Raw genomic sequence first — 15548 nt, 5'->3', positions numbered from 1 at the left:
CAGACTTACTGGAACGGAGGAGATGTAATGAAAACCATAGGAGTACTTACCAGCGGTGGAGATGCACCAGGAATGAATGCGGCTATTCGTGCTGTTGTCCGAAATGGAATTTACAATAATTGTAAAGTGTACGGAATAGAGCAAGGATATGAAGGGTTGATCAATGCTCGGTTAAAAGAAATGACCCTTTCCTCGGTAGCGGATATTATTCATCGGGGTGGCACTTTTTTGCGGACGGCAAGGTCGGAAGAGTTCAGAACAGAAAATGGGTTGAAAAAAGCAAAAAATGTATTAGATGTTTTTGGCATAGAAGGGTTAGTCGTTATAGGTGGAGATGGATCGATTGCTGGAGCACAAAAGCTAAATGAAATCGGCATAACGGCTATTGGTGTGCCAGGTACTATTGATAACGATTTGGAATATACGGATCACAGCATTGGTTTTGATACGGCCATCAACACCGTGGTGGAAGCTATTAGCAAAATAAGAGATACTTCCAGTTCTCATGGTCGGGTCAATATAGTAGAAGTGATGGGAAGGCATTGTGGAGATATTGCTTTGTACTGCGGCTTGGCAGGAGGAGCTGAGAGTATTATTTTGCCAGAAATACCCAATAGTGTTGATAGTGTTTGTCAAAAGATTATTCGCGGAAAAAATCGTGGAAAGCTGCATAGTTTGATTCTGATGGCAGAAGGTGCTGGCAGTGCGGTCGAGATAGCAAAAGAAATTGAAGAAAAAACCAGCATGGAAACCCGCGCAACGATTCTAGGGCATATTCAGCGTGGAGGGAATCCGACAGCTTTTGATCGAATCCTGGCGAGTAAGTTAGGGGCAAAAGCAGTGGATCTTATATTAGAAGGTAAGAAAGGACTTACAGTGGGTATGAAGTGTAATGAAGTAGTAGCTATCGAAATAGAAAAAGCGCTTGCCATGAAAAAGAAGCTGGATATGGAGACTTATGATTTGGCAGGTATTTTGTCTATCTAGAGAAAAGAAGTAAGACTGAAGGAGGCAGGGTGAATGAAAAAAACCAAAATTGTATGTACGATTGGACCAGCTAGTGAAAGAAAAGATGTTTTTGAAGCATTAGTCAATAGTGGTTTAAATGTGGCTCGGCTGAACTTTTCTCATGGTACGCATCAGGAGCATCAAGCTCGAATCGATGTGATTAAAGAAGTACGGCGTGAAATAAGAAAACCTATTGCAATCCTTTTGGATACAAAGGGACCAGAAATTCGTACGGGAAGCTTTCAAGAACCATCAGTTCAATTGGAAGAAGGACAAGAATACATTCTAACTACCAGAGAAGTTGAAGGAACAAAAGAAATATGCAGCGTTAGCTACAAAGCGTTAGCACAAGATGTAAAGCCTGGTGATACAATTTTGATTGATGACGGACTAGTTTCCCTGCGAGTAAAAGAAATCAAAGATCAGACAGATATTTACTGTCGAGTGGAAAATGCAGGAGAAGTTAAAAATCATAAAGGTGTCAATGTACCGAGTGTTAAGATAAACTTACCAGCAATTACGGATAAGGATAAAGCAGATATAGAGTTTGGTATTAAAAATGGAATCGACTTTATCGCAGCTTCTTTTGTCAGGAAAGCCAGGGATGTGCTGGCTATCAGAGAAATATTAGAAGAAAACAATGCTGAAAAAATAAAAATCATATCTAAAATAGAAAACCAGGAAGGGATAGACAACCTGGCTGAAATCATAGAAGCCAGTGATGGCATTATGGTGGCGAGAGGTGATTTAGGAGTAGAAATACCGACAGAAGAAATACCATTAGCACAAAAAGACATGATTCGAAGATGTAATCGTGTTGGAAAGCCAGTGATCACAGCAACACAAATGCTGGATTCTATGATACGAAACCCAAGACCTACCAGAGCAGAAGCAACAGACGTAGCCAATGCCATTTTGGATGGAACAGATGCCATTATGCTTTCTGGGGAAACAGCAGCAGGTAAATACCCTGTAGAAGCTGTTCAAATGATGACTCAGATCGCTATGCGTACAGAAGCTTCCATTAACTATCGTGACTTAATGAGACAAAAAGCTAATGATAAAGAAACCAGTATGACAGATGCTATTAGTGATGCGACTACCCATATAGCAATGGATTTAGATGCAGCTGCTATTATTACAGCCACCTCATCTGGTCATACGGCCCGAATGGTATCAAAGTTCAGACCCTCTCAGCTGGTGATTGCCGCAACAACAGATCGTCAAGTGACACGTCAGCTGGCTCTAAGCTGGGGTACCTATGCTGTTTTAACAGAATACCTTGAGTCTACCGATGATATCATAGATACTTCAATAGCAAAAGCCTTAGAATGCAATTTGATTGAAAGAGGAGACCTTGTGGTGATTACGGCTGGTGTACCCGTAGGCATTGCAGGTACAACAAACCTTATTAAAGCCCACATTGTAGGAGAAGTCATCGTAAACGGAACAGGAATTGGCAGTGAAAGCTATACAGGTACAGTGAAAATCCTGACAGAAGATCCATCCAGCTGGGAAAAACTTAAAGAAGGAGACGTCTTGGTAAGTGAGTTTACAGATGCGGAAATGGTTCCTGTTATGGAAAAAGCAGGAGCATTAATAGTCGAGGCTGGTGGTTTGACAAGTCATGCGGCTGTTATTGGACTCAATATACACACACCAACAGTCGTTGGTGCTCATGACGCTACAAAAACCTTAAAAGATGGCGATATAGTGACGGTCGATACAGCTCGTGGACAAATATATAGTGGAAGAACAAAAGTTCTGTAATTTTTTCTTAACATAATATTAACTTGTTGGTAATATAAAAGGGAAAGAATAATGTTATGATTAATTCGTAACACATCCTCTCCCTTTTTTATGAATACAGACATTTTGTCTGGAGAGCCTGCCTTAAAGGTCGGCTCTTTTTCTTGTCTAGTTTTCCGGATTAATATACGAAGGAATCGACAGTGGTAACTCTTGATTTATTTCAGCTGGCAAATGAACTGGCTCACCTTCCGTTAGGAATTCCACAAAATTAATGTCCGGTAAAGATCCTACTGTTAACAAGATACTGTCTATCATCATTTTTCCATGAACAGGATGTTGCGTGATATATTCCTTGAAGGCAGGATTGAAATTCAGTAGTAATCGATCCTCTGAAATTTCATGATCCAACAACTCAACAAAATGCGGTATCGTTGGCTGAACACGGTGATGATAGAAATCATGCTGATTTTGGTATTTCAATTTTTCTAATAAAAGAACAATTTCGGTCTGATCTGTATATACAGGGAAAAGTAAAGCTCTCCCTTCTGTTCCTACAAAAGCAGGAAAATAAGAAGTTCTCTGAGAAGGATAAAACCTTTCACTCGTATTTAATCCTTTGAATCCTTCAGCGATGATCTGATTATCAAAGTAAAATTGTATTTCGTGAACCTCATTAATAGAACCCAAAGACTCTATAAGGCTATGAGCGGCTGTACTGGCAATGGAAGGATCTACACTATATGGTTCTGACGGACTAGTAAGATAAAGGCTGGTGACACCGGCAGAAAGATGGATACGAGGCACTCTTGGGATAGGTGAGCCAGGGGCTAACCCAAGATGATCAGCAGGTCCTTGTTCCAACTGAGTGACAGTTTCTCTTAAAGTCGTATTGGTTCTTGGAACAAAACGTGTGATAGGAATAAGGTGCTCATGCTCTTCTTCTGGAAAATAAAGTGTTAAAGCCGTTGTATTAGGCGGTGCATCCCATACAGCTGATGAATAAGCTTTGATAGAAGAAAAGGATAAAGGAATTTCCTTTGGTGGTATCAAATCACTGGAGTCAGCTGATAAAAATCGAACTTGAAGCCTATAGTCCCCATCAGGTGTTTGAAAAGCCTCAGGAAACAAATGGATCGATCCGGATAAAGCATGGGAATTTTCATGTTGGTCTATCTGGATATCGGCATGGAAGGATTCATCTGACACATCCCTTATTTTCTGGTCGTTTTGTAATATAGAGATCTTTAATAAACCAGAAGAAGTAGGATGGAGATCTTCCGGCACATGGCTTAAATCAATCGTGAACTCAATAAGATGTTCAGAGGCGCTTAACTCTTGATGTTCTAAAGAATAAGGCAGATCTAATTCTTTCTCCGAATCTGGAGCATCGGAAGATAAGTCTAAGTCTAAATCTATGCTATCCATATAAAGAGGCAATCCAGCCCCAACAAAGGCAAGCGCAAGAATCAGCAAGAATGATGATATAATCTTTCGCATCGAAGCCACTCACTTTCTAAAAAAGGATTTTAGTTTCTAGTGGAGTTATAACTCCATCAGAAGGTTAAAATTTATTTGTTCAACGAGGGACATATCACGACTTAACACCCTTTTGTAGAAGCGGAAGTCTTAGCGGTGATAGTTATCGGATAAATTACTGAGAGGAACATTAATAATTATATGATATCATAATGATAGGAACAAGCAAGAAAAGGAAAAAAATTATTACCAGGCATAAAGGGAAAGGAAGAAAAAGATGTTAAAAGAACAAGAAATATATACGGTCACAATAGAAGATCTGACTCATCAGGGAGAAGGCGTTGGAAAAGTTGAAGGCTTTCCACTATTTGTACAGGGAACCATACCAGGTGATCTGGCAAAAGTGAGAATGGACAAAAAAAGAAAAAATTTTGGTCATGCATCTCTTGTAGAGCTCATCAAACCGTCCGAGGATCGAGTTGAGTCAGTTTGTCCCTATCATCATCACTGCGGAGGATGTCAAACATTAACGCTTAGCTACGAAGCACAATTAAAATATAAAGACAAAAAAGTGCGGGACACCATTCAAAGAATCGGAAAAATAAACAAGGAAATAAGACCAATCTTAGGAATGAAAGAGCCTTATCGATATCGAAACAAAGCACAGTTTCCCATTGGCCTGGAAGAAGGTGAAGCCGTTATTGGTTTTTTTCAGCGAGGAAGTCATGATATCGTTAGTATCGATGATTGTAAGATACAACATCCTTTTAATAAAGAGATCATTAAAACGCTGAAAAAGTATATCAGGGAAAATAAGGTTTCTATCTATAACGAAAAAACAGAAAAAGGCTTGTTACGTCATTTAGTGACAAAGGTAGGATTTCAATCAGAAGAACAAATGATTATTTTAGTGATTAATGGAGAGAGTCTGCCTAAGGAAAAAGAACTAATTGACCGAATAACCCAGGCATTCCCTCGTGTTAAAAGCATCGTGATCAACAAAAATACAAAAAAAACCAATGTAATAATGGGTTCGAAAAACAGAGTGCTTTATGGGCAGGAATATATGGTGGATACTCTCTGTAATCTAGAATTTCAAATTTCTCCCCATGCATTCTATCAGGTAAACCCAATCCAAACAGAAATTCTCTATGAGCAAGTAGTTGAAATGACAGCTTTGGAAGGGAACGAGACAGTTTTGGATGTATACTGTGGAATTGGAACCATCTCGCTTTTGATGGCAAGAACAGCAGAAAAAGTAATAGGTGTTGAAAATGTAGAAGCGGCCGTACAAGATGCTAAAATAAACGCTAAAAGAAACCATATTACAAATGCAGAATTTCATGCAGCCGATGCGGAGGTTTTTATTCCTGAGCTAGCATTGCAAAAAGCAAAACCAGAAGTAGTCGTAGTTGATCCTCCCAGGAAAGGTTGCGATGAAGCTGTTTTGGAAGCAATAGTAACCTTATCCCCTCAAAAAATAGTTTATGTTTCATGCAACCCTTCGACCTTGGCCAGAGACCTAAAATACTTGGATAATAAGGGATACCAGGTAGAAATAATCCAACCGGTAGATCTTTTTCCAAACACAGTGCATGTCGAGTGTGTTGTCTTGATGTCAAGGGTATAGAAATAGAGTGTATTTAAAACATTTATAAATCAAGGGTTTCCAAGTATAGTTAATTTTTCTAGATGATTTTCTAGAGTTGATAATGCTTAGAAACCCTCATTTTTCTTGTTTAGGGTAACATATCAACTACCTTTAAGGTGATAGGGTAGAGTTGACAGATTAGATGAATTAGGAGGGTTGTGGAGATAAGATAGATGTGAAAATAGGCTAATCATCATGATTAAAGTATGATAAGATTATAGTTAGCTTAGAGTGTTGAAATAGAACTAGAAAAGTATTTATAAAAAACCTGTTGCAGTTGGAATTTAAGGGGGGAGATATCATGTATGATTGTTCGAAAGAATTTAATAAGTTCTATCGTAGGGAAGTTGTGCTTCCAGCAACAGAACAGAGTGAACTTAGGGAAAAACGAAAGTTGAATATAAAGCGATTGAAGGATGGCTTATTAGAATACAATAATGAAAAAGGCAAAGACTATAAGGTTGCAGAGGACAGGATACAAGGCAGTATGGCTATGTACACTACTGTTCAAAATGACAAAAATGATTATGACATTGATGTTGGTATAGTGTTTGAATCAAATAATCTTAACAACCTGGGACCTCTTGCTACCAGGAATATGGTTGCAGATGCACTAAAGAGAAAGACAAAACAATTTGCAGAATATCCGGATGTAAAGACAAGTTGTGTTCGTTTGAATTATACATCGACAGGCTACCATGTGGACTTTGCAATTTTTAAAAGATATAAGGAAGATTCAGAGGATAAGGACTATATTTATGAACATGCAGGCGGTGAGTGGTCAGACAGACATTTGAATGCACTAGAAAAATGGTTTATCGGAGAAATAAAGGACAAGGGCGATAATCTCCGAAAGGTTATACGACTATCTAAGATGTTTTGTAAATCACGAGAATATTGGAAAAATATGCCAAGTGGATTAATTCAAACAGTTCTATGTGATGAAAAATTTGCTGCAGAGTACTCACGTCTAGATGAACTCTTTTATCATACTATGCAAGCAATTGTTGACCGCATTAATGGCAGTACTGAGGTTGAGGCTCCGGTTGACAATGGGAGGGCATTGGTTACTCGTGATGTTGATCGCTATAGAATGAATAATTGGAAAAACCGTCTTGAGTCTAATTTAAAAGTGTTAGACGTATTGTTCGATGCGGGGTGTACTTATAATAAAGCGGTAAAAGCATGGAATAAATTCTTTAATCATTCTTATTGGGAAAAATTAGAGGAGAAAGTAATAAGCGAAAGCTATAGTGTTCGTAAATCTCAAATATTTAATGATACGGAAGAATTTATTGAAGATTTATACCCTGTATATGAGCAATATGATGTAACGATTGACTGCAAAGTATCTGGTAATGGTTTTAGATTGATGTCAATTTTTGAATACTTGGATAAGTATGCCACATCTTTTAAAAGGTTTATTCCGTATAACTTTTCTGTGAAATGCAAGATTGGGTACACCAACTGTCCATCTTATGACAAGATTCTATGGAAGGTACTAAATGTGGGAAGTGAAGCTGAGTTACGCAATGAAATCCGTGGTCAAATTCAAGATAGAGGAAAAGAAATAACAGAAAATTCCAAATTTCACGGACCGCATTATATTGAATGTTATTTAATAAAGAATGGAGTATGTGTGGCGATAGGTCATGTGAATGTTCCAATTGGAGTAAGTTGAGAGGGGGCTGATTTCAAATGAAAATAATAAAGATGCTATTTTTGCTTCTAATCTCAGTTGGTGCTGCTACATGTGCAATTTTATCTGAACTAAAGTCAATTCCGGTAGGCCCTATGCTTGGCAGTTTGATTTCGGGCATATCAATTCCATATCTTATTCCGAGCATTATTGATTTAACTGATAATGAGAACTGGAAATCATCTCAGCGAAAATTAAATAGGGCTGGTATTCTGCAAAAAAATACTATTATCAGGATTTCATTTGCTTACTTATTTAGAATAAAAGTTGATGGGAAGTACTTGTTAGTACGGAATGGTCGAACAAAGAAATATCAGCCAGTAGGTGGGGCGTACAAATTTACCCAAGAAGAGGCGAACTATCTGAGAGATAATATCCCAGTTGAAAATGATGACAGAATTCCAGTAGACAGAATCACAAAGCGCGACTATAGATTGCTGGTAAAAAATGAATACTTGAGGAAGTTTGTTCGAAGGTTTAATAAGACGCAGCATCGGGAAAATATATCAAATCTTAGTAGGGAGTTTGTCGAAGAGATGTTTTCAACTGAGATTTTGGATAAAAGTGCATTTGGTGCGTTATCGTATAAATTCTGTGGTAGGCATATGACTAATGTTGAGTATGGTAGTGTATTTAACCATTATGAATTGCTTTTGGCGGATATTATTGAGGTTCAATTGTCAGATGCGCAAGAACAATTGTTCAAAAACCTCATGGGGGTAGACTGTAACAAGTATCGCTTTGCAACTGCCGATGAGATTAAATCACTTGGTGTGAAGTTTAGAACTAATGACCTTGAAGACGATATTGCTAATCATACACCTAAAATTCTGAGTGAAAACACAGACAAATTAATGAGGCGTAACAAACACAAAGAGACAATAACAGTTCAGCCATAGAAGTCAATTTAATCATTAATATAAGATCCAATTTTTGGGTAGTTGGAATATGTTATATAAGGAAGATGCTGTATTTCTAAAAGTTCCAAAGTATATTTCATACCACCAAAACCTCTAAAGCGTGAAAAAGAGTATGGAGTTAATCGATAAATGTAAGGGGGTACAATATGTCAGGTAACCCACGAGTACATTTCATACCACCCAAACCTCCAAAGAGAGAAAGAAGAGTAGGTATATACTGTAGAGTCAGTAGTAATAGTTCTGAACAACTAAAAAGCCTTTCTGCACAGGTATCTGCTCTTACCAGATTAACTGCGGCCACACCACAATGGCTTCTTGTTGATGTTTATATGGACATAGCATCCAGTAAATCAGGTTCTTCTCGTAAAGAATTTGATCGTATGCTTCAAGAATGTAAGTCCCGTAATCTAGACATTATATTAACTAAGAGTATTAGTAGATTTGGCAGGGATACAGTGGATACACTTGAAGCCTTAAATCAGCTAAAGACATTAGGAGTGCGTGTAATATTTGAGCAAGAAGACTTAGATACTGCAAATACAGATAGTGAACTCATGATTTCTATCATCGAAGCTATAGCACAAGCCGAAAATGAATCAAGAAGCGATAATATAAAATGGGGTATTAAACAAAGAGCGGCACAAGGAACATCAAAGCTATATAACCGTAAATGTTATGGTTATAAAAATGATGTTGATGGTAGCCTAATTATCGATGATGAAGAGGCTAAAAATGTTCAGCTAATATTTGACTTATACCTTCAAGGTAAAAGTATTATAGGAATAATTGAAGAATTGGAAAGACTTGAAATTAAATCACCAACAGGAAAAGATAAGTGGAGTAAAAGAACTATTGATGTTATGCTGAGCAACGAAAAATATATAGGAATAGTTAGATTATTAAATTCAGGGAAGAATGAAGTTCATTATGTATCCGAAAATAATAATCCACCTATTATAATCGGTGAGATGTTTAAGGCAATACAGATTGAAAAAGCAAGTAGAAGTAATGTAGTTAAGGATGGAAATGAGAAGAAAAGAAAAGGTACTAAATATAGCTCAAAAAAATGTAAAGAATAATAAGTTTGTAAAGAAAATCTGAAAGCAATAAGGGTGGTAGTTCTGTGTATATTATGAAAACTATAAATAAAAGAAGATATGGAGAATTACATTGGACTATAAGGAATAAAGATCAATATATTGAATTTAAAAATGAAAAGGAAGCTCGCGATTGGGGGATGAGACATTATTCGAAGTGGGCAGATACATATAAAAAAATGATGGAACTTGCTGGTAATACAATTAAAAATAACCTTTGTACCGCTCCTATAGAATGCTATTGTGGTTATTCTTACCGACAAATAAATGATTATTTAAGGAATGGTGCAGACAGTGATGAGCATTTATATAGAGAAATGGCGGATATTTTATCGATTATTTTGTGTAGTGCTCCAAGAATTCCTTGTGATGTAATATTATATAGATTGGTAAGTGATGAGTTCATTGGAAATCTTATAGAAGAAAACAAAAGAGATAGACCAACACCTATTCAAGAAAAGGGGTTTATGAGCACAAGTTTAATTAAGGATATTGTAAAGCAAAGTGAAGCATATGCATCAGAGAATAATTTGCTAAAAATATATGTAAAAAAAGAAACCATCGGGGTATATGTAAATTCAGTAACGATAAGAAATGAGGAAGAAATGTTACTGTTTCCAAATATGTTTTTAGGATTATCTTCTTATCCGTACAAAGATAAAGAATGTGGAAAATTTATTTATGAGTGTGAATTGATAAAGTTCTATTAAGGGTTAATTAGATTTACAGAAAAATAAAAAATTCAAAATAGCCTAATCAGAAATAAAGGCTCGATAAGACGGAATCAATTGCAAAATCGCATAAATACAGGGAAAAATGAGGATTATGAAGATGTGTAAAATAGCCTAAGTATTTCATGTTGAGACGGTGGTATTGATGTCAAGAAAATAAAGAAGTGTGCTCGGGGAAGGCTTGATATAAGCCTTTTCGGGGTTTTTAGTGATAAATAAGTTTGTTAGAAAAACGATGATTTTTTACTCTGCGGAAACTAGTCCAAGAGGGGCTAAATGCCCCGTACAGAACGGATTAGATGTCAGTGTCCCCGTACATAACAGATTGAATGTCAGAGGGTCCGTACAGAGCAGAATGGATGTTTCGGTTGAAAGTTTAGGATTGAAAGAACAAGTTTTATAAAATAGAATGGTATTATAAAGGGGGGGAAGGTTTTGAAAGAGATTATTATAACGGATAAAAATATGATTGCGCAAAAAGTATATGATTCACCAGTAATTTTCAATGAAGTTAACAATTCTATTATTGATAGACAAAACAATATTGGAGCTCTGTTATCTGAAGTAGCATCTGGTATAAATAGCTTAAAAGATATTATTGACCCCGACAAAATTTATATAGCGAAATTCCCTAAAGATGTCCTAGATAAAATTAATAGTGGGCAGTTTGATATTATGAAAACTAAATCTGGAGATTTACTTTCGACAATAATTGATAAAACTGCTCCAGCAAATAAGAACATTGTCCATCAACTTCGGCTTGAACAAATTGATCCTACTCAATCTCAAAAGTTACAAAGTCTATCTACGAATGTTGCAAATATTGCAATTCAAAAACAGTTAGCTGATATATCTGAAATGCTTTCAGAAATTCAAGCAATTTCTAAAGATATAAAACGAGGACAAGTTATTGATAGAATTGGTTTAATTGTTTCTGGTAGGAATCAACTTGAACAGGCGTTAGAAATTTCAGAGAACAATCCGAGGAGAGAACAATTAATTCTTGGAGCAATAAGCAGCTTGAATAATGGTCGTTCTCAGCTAGAGTTGTATTTTCAAGAAGAGATGAAAAATCGTGTGTCAATACCAAATAACAAGATTCACTTGACTATTAAATGTCTCTTCGATGGCAAATTTTATGATAAAATTGATGATACTTTTAATGAACTGCAGGAGAGCTTCCAAGCATACATTTATGCAACTAATTTATTAGCAACCGCATACGAAAGATTGGGGAGTACGGAAGTGCTTCCAAAGGTATTCGAACCTGCTAAAGTACTAATTGAAAATTATGCTGAATCAATGATTCCTATGTCAAGAATTGTACTAGAAGGAAATGTTGATAATCAAAAATGTTGGTATACACATCCACATGATTATATTGACATTATAGAAAACTATAATCAGAAAGCTTTACTTAATAATGTAGATTATATATCGGTTGAAGTTCCGGGGAAGAAATTATTGGAGGAATATATATATGAGTAGATGCGTGGATTGTGGAAAAGAAAATGAAGGTTTTATTTGCGCCCACTGTTTAGCAAAGAGAGCTTCAAAGATTGGAAAAGGTGCAAAAAAAGTTGGAGGTTTTATTTTGGCCGCGGCTCCAGCTGTAATTACATTGATAGTGACTAAGGGTAAAGGAAACCCAAAAGCATAGTTTTCTATGTTGTATGATGTAACATAAAAAATAAATAAGAGAGGCACCCTACATTAACTTTGTAGAGTGCCTTACTTCATTCTATTCTTTAATATCAACGGTCAGTCCAGATTTGAACTCCACAGTGAACTTATCTTCGTGAACAGAGACCTTTTCAATCAGCCTCCTTACCAGAGCCTCATCGTATTCGGTAATGATGGTGGGCTGCTCTTTGAGGAAGGCGCTCATGTCAACGATACGTTTCTTGATTTCATCCTTGCTAGCGCTGTCCACTTGGACTCTTTGTTTTTCTTCTCTCAATGAGTAGATCTCATCCGCTACATCCTCATAATCAGATTTTGTGCTGGCCAGCTTGAGAAGCTCTGCCTGTAGTTCTCCTAGGCGTTTATCGATATCGGCTAGAGTCTGATTGTTCTCCTGGCTGATTACCGTGGCGATATTGTTTTCAAGGATGGATAGGAAGGTGTCCTTCTCACCTAAGGTTTCATTAATGGCTTTTATAAGAATCTGCTCAATGCTGCTTTCTTGAACCGTGCGAGCATCGCAGAATAGTCCAGTGTTTTCAAGGCGGCTGACGCATCTCCAAACGATGGACTTCTTGCCGCGGTTATTCCAGTGGACTCTTCGGAACACTTCACCGCATGTGCCGCAAATAATCATTTGAGAGAAGCAGTGGTTGCTGCTGAAGGTTCTCTTTTTGCCATTTGGACTGGTGTGGACAATGCGCCTTCTGATCAGTTCTTCCTGGACCTGCATGAAAATTTCACGCGGGATGATGGCTTCATGGCTATTTTCCACGTAGTACTGAGGGACAAGGCCATTGTTTTTGACACGCTTCTTCGTAAGAAAGTCAACGGTATAGGTCTTCTGAAGGAGCGCATCTCCGATGTATTTTTCATTCCGGAGGATTTGATTGATGTTGCTGGTGTGCCATTTGTCTCGTCCAGCTCCGTTCTTGATGCCATCAGATTCAAGTCCTCGGGCAATCTTTAGCATGCTGGCCCCTTCAAGGTACTCTCTATAAATGCGTTTTACAATCTCAGCCTCCTCTGGAACAATGACCAGCTTCTTATTCTCATCTTTGGTGTAGCCTAGAAACCATTTGCAGTTCACTTGGATCTCGCCTTGTTGGTACCGGTATTGAAGTCCAAGCTTTACGTTCTGACTTAGTGATTGGCTCTCCTGCTGAGCTAAAGAAGCCATAATGGTAAGCATGACCTCTCCCTTGGAATCCATGGAATTGATGTTTTCCTTCTCGAAAAATACCGCGATATTCTTATCTTTAAGCTGCCTGATGTACTTCAGGCAATCTAGTGTGTTTCTGGCAAATCGGCTTATGGACTTAGTTATCACCATGTCGATATTTCCTGCCATGCATTCATCTATCAGGCGATTAAACTCTTCGCGTTTCTTGGTATTGGTTCCTGAGATACCGTCATCCGCAAATATCCCTGCCAGCTGCCAGTCTGGATGACCGCTGATGAAGGCTGTGTAGTGTTCAATTTGTGCATCGTAGCTTGTGGCCTGTTCATCACTATCAGTAGATACTCTGCAATAGGCGGCTACTCGTAGCTTGGGCTTTTCTTCATCAGGACTTTTACGTTTATGCTTCCTTGCGGGTATTACTGTTACATTCGCATTGACCGCCATTCGCATTCACCTCCGTTTCTATCAGACTGTAGGCGTATTCTGCCTGCTTAAAAGGATCATCAAACTGTTTATTTCCCTCTGCAATGAAGAAGAAGGTGGGAGCAGGAGATTCTATTAGTGCTTTCTTTTCCCATATACGTCCAAGGTTTTCAGCCCGACGCATGCGTTCTATTTCCGCAGCTTCAAAGCTAGCTTTATCAATGATTGCAGGGTAGAATCCATCTCCGACATATCTCTTGTTTTTCAGTATGTTGCCGATTCCGGCATGGAAGGCTTTAATACCTGCTTTCTTTGCAGCGGTGGCCAGTGAATCGCCAGATAGATAAGCTTCAAAGAGCATTTTTATTTTTTCTGATTTTTCCTGATCGACAACCGCTTTACCATTTTCAATTCTGTAACCGTAGGGTGTGTGGCCCATTCAATTCACCAGCCTTTCTTTCAGTGTGATTCCGCATTTCAATTCAAACCCTATTTCATCCCTTGAGAATACAATGATGTGGTCCACAAATCTGTTGAAAACATCACTCTTAAATTCTAAGAGCATGGGAGATTTGCTCGTAAACCGCAGGAGTTCATTAACAACTTTTTGAGTCTCGTCATCACTACTCAGTAACCTCATCAAAGATTCTTTTTGCTGTTTCAGGCGTTCAAGTTCATTTAATAGCTCATTGTTGCCTTTCCTATAAACTGCTGGATCAAGATAACCTTTGGATCTAAGTCCACTAAGCACATTTTGTTGCTCACCGTTTTCTTCAATTTTCTTATCGATCTCTTGAATCTTTGCAAGGCTATCTTCAGAGTTCATTCCGGTCAGACTATCCAGTAGGGGCTTTAGAACAAACTTATGTCCAAAGATGAGCTTGTTGATCATCGTGACAAAGGCATGCTCAATTCGATCCTCAGGAATAGATTTCATTGAACAACTATCGATGTCTGAAATGTGAATGGAGCAGGACCATGAGATTTTGTGCTTTCCTGAGGTCATGACCCTTCGCTTAAATTTCCCGCTGCATTCACCACAGATGATTTTTCCTGAAAAGGCGTAGCGGTTAAGGTATTTAGAGGTATTTTTCTTTATACCTTTTTCCCGGCCGCGTTGGTCAATAATGGCCTGAGCAGCCTCGAAATTATCATGGCTAATGATTGCTTCATGATGGTCCTTGAACAGGTACTGATCTTTCTCCCCATTGTTTAGGTGTCTATTGAAGGAGCTGTCAGTATAAGTCTTTTGAAAGATAGCATCACCAGTGTATTTTTCATTGGTGACCATTCCACGTATGGTAGTCGATCTCCATTTGCCACCTTTTTGAGTTGGAACTCCACGCCGGTTCAAGTCATCAGCAATTTTCTGTGTGCCTTTTCCAGATAAAATCTCAGAAAAGATAAAGCGGACAATTTCAGCCTGTTCCTTGTTGATAATCAGCTTCCCATCGACACTGTCGTAGCCGTAGGGAGGAGAAGAGATTTTGTAGGTTCCATTTTGGAATCGTCTCTGTACAGACCACTTGTTATTCTCTGAAATGGAGATGGACTCACTTTCGGCCAGTCCACTCAGGATTGACAGCATGAGTTCGCTTTCCATTGAACCTGTGTTTATGTTTTCCTTTTCAAAATAAATGAAGATGCCAAGGTCAATTAGCTTTCGAACCAGTTCCAAGCAGTCTGTAGTGTTTCTGGCAAACCGGCTGATGGACTTGGTTACGATAAAATCAATTTTCTTATCCTCACAGTCGGAAATCATCCGAAGCAGTTCAGGTCGTTTTTCTTTTTTAGTTCCTGTGATGCCTTCGTCGTAGTATAGGCCAGCAAACTCCCAATCAGGATTTGCTTTAATATAAGCTTCGTAACCCCCTGTGTTAGGATAGTTGTCATAGCCCTCCAACTAAAGTATCGTGAGTACCAAG

Annotated in this window: 12 protein-coding genes; 8 read left to right on the top strand and 4 right to left on the bottom strand. The window is 38.0% G+C overall.

Annotated features, from left to right (window positions below):
* Window positions 1–27 precede the first annotated feature (27 nt).
* Entirely contained in the window at window positions 28–987 is a 960-nt protein-coding gene (gene pfkA, locus BLV55_RS03025; protein ID WP_093310963.1) for a 6-phosphofructokinase, read from the top strand.
* A 33-nt stretch (window positions 988–1020) separates the two neighbouring features.
* The gene (pyk, locus tag BLV55_RS03020; protein WP_093310959.1) at window positions 1021–2778 is read left to right on the top strand and encodes a pyruvate kinase; all 1758 of its coding nucleotides are present in this window, start codon (window positions 1021–1023) and stop codon (window positions 2776–2778) included.
* Between the two features lie 147 nt (window positions 2779–2925).
* Here pyk and BLV55_RS03015 read toward each other — a convergent pair whose 3' ends face one another.
* The gene (locus BLV55_RS03015; protein WP_093310957.1) at window positions 2926–4257 is read right to left on the bottom strand and encodes a GerMN domain-containing protein; all 1332 of its coding nucleotides are present in this window, start codon (window positions 4255–4257) and stop codon (window positions 2926–2928) included.
* Between the two features lie 256 nt (window positions 4258–4513).
* Between BLV55_RS03015 and rlmD the strand changes: the two genes are divergently transcribed.
* From rlmD to BLV55_RS02985, 6 genes are all read left to right on the top strand, one after another.
* Window positions 4514–5866 (top strand): 23S rRNA (uracil(1939)-C(5))-methyltransferase RlmD, encoded by a 1353-nt coding sequence (rlmD, locus tag BLV55_RS03010; protein WP_093310954.1) that lies wholly within the window; start codon window positions 4514–4516, stop codon window positions 5864–5866.
* 322 nt (window positions 5867–6188) lie between these two features.
* Entirely contained in the window at window positions 6189–7568 is a 1380-nt protein-coding gene (locus tag BLV55_RS03005; RefSeq protein ID WP_093310951.1) for a nucleotide-binding domain-containing protein, read from the top strand.
* 17 nt (window positions 7569–7585) lie between these two features.
* Window positions 7586–8485, top strand: a complete 900-nt coding sequence (locus BLV55_RS03000) for an SMODS-associated NUDIX domain-containing protein (protein WP_093310949.1) — start codon at window positions 7586–7588, stop codon at window positions 8483–8485.
* A gap of 167 nt (window positions 8486–8652) precedes the next feature.
* Window positions 8653–9585, top strand: a complete 933-nt coding sequence (locus BLV55_RS02995) for a recombinase family protein (RefSeq protein ID WP_093310946.1) — start codon at window positions 8653–8655, stop codon at window positions 9583–9585.
* A gap of 53 nt (window positions 9586–9638) precedes the next feature.
* Window positions 9639–10313, top strand: coding sequence for an ADP-ribosyltransferase (locus tag BLV55_RS02990; RefSeq protein ID WP_242870028.1), 675 nt, complete (start codon window positions 9639–9641; stop codon window positions 10311–10313).
* A 456-nt stretch (window positions 10314–10769) separates the two neighbouring features.
* Window positions 10770–11822: a hypothetical protein gene (locus BLV55_RS02985; RefSeq protein WP_093310942.1), complete on the top strand. Its 1053-nt coding sequence runs from the start codon at window positions 10770–10772 to the stop codon at window positions 11820–11822.
* 253 nt (window positions 11823–12075) lie between these two features.
* Here BLV55_RS02985 and BLV55_RS02975 read toward each other — a convergent pair whose 3' ends face one another.
* From BLV55_RS02975 to BLV55_RS02965, 3 genes are read right to left on the bottom strand one after another with little or no spacing between them, the layout of a single operon-like run.
* Complete coding sequence (locus tag BLV55_RS02975) at window positions 12076–13644, bottom strand: recombinase family protein (protein ID WP_093310938.1); 1569 nt, start codon at window positions 13642–13644, stop codon at window positions 12076–12078.
* Window positions 13598–14062, bottom strand: a complete 465-nt coding sequence (locus BLV55_RS02970; RefSeq protein WP_093310936.1) for a serine integrase family protein — start codon at window positions 14060–14062, stop codon at window positions 13598–13600. Before BLV55_RS02970 ends, BLV55_RS02975 begins: the two co-directional genes overlap by 47 nt.
* Entirely contained in the window at window positions 14063–15526 is a 1464-nt protein-coding gene (locus BLV55_RS02965; protein ID WP_093310932.1) for a recombinase family protein, read from the bottom strand.
* Between the last annotated feature and the right edge of the window lie 22 nt (window positions 15527–15548).

This window comes from Tindallia californiensis, assembly GCF_900107405.1.
GTDB lineage: Bacteria > Bacillota > Clostridia > Peptostreptococcales > Tindalliaceae > Tindallia > Tindallia californiensis.
The sequence above is the reverse complement of the archived record's forward strand: the minus strand, read 5'-3'. Positions and strand labels throughout refer to the sequence as shown.

Bases quoted from the DNA above. Each gene is read 5' to 3' on its own strand.
- pfkA (WP_093310963.1), top strand. From the start codon at position 28: ATGAAAACCATAGGAGTACTTACCAGCGGTGGAGATGCACCAGGAATG.
- pyk (WP_093310959.1), top strand. From the start codon at position 1,021: ATGAAAAAAACCAAAATTGTATGTACGATTGGACCAGCTAGTGAAAGA.
- BLV55_RS03015 (WP_093310957.1), bottom strand. From the start codon at position 4,257: ATGCGAAAGATTATATCATCATTCTTGCTGATTCTTGCGCTTGCCTTT.
- rlmD (WP_093310954.1), top strand. From the start codon at position 4,514: ATGTTAAAAGAACAAGAAATATATACGGTCACAATAGAAGATCTGACT.
- BLV55_RS03005 (WP_093310951.1), top strand. From the start codon at position 6,189: ATGTATGATTGTTCGAAAGAATTTAATAAGTTCTATCGTAGGGAAGTT.
- BLV55_RS03000 (WP_093310949.1), top strand. From the start codon at position 7,586: ATGAAAATAATAAAGATGCTATTTTTGCTTCTAATCTCAGTTGGTGCT.
- BLV55_RS02995 (WP_093310946.1), top strand. From the start codon at position 8,653: ATGTCAGGTAACCCACGAGTACATTTCATACCACCCAAACCTCCAAAG.
- BLV55_RS02990 (WP_242870028.1), top strand. From the start codon at position 9,639: ATGAAAACTATAAATAAAAGAAGATATGGAGAATTACATTGGACTATA.
- BLV55_RS02975 (WP_093310938.1), bottom strand. From the start codon at position 13,644: ATGGCGGTCAATGCGAATGTAACAGTAATACCCGCAAGGAAGCATAAA.
- BLV55_RS02970 (WP_093310936.1), bottom strand. From the start codon at position 14,062: ATGGGCCACACACCCTACGGTTACAGAATTGAAAATGGTAAAGCGGTT.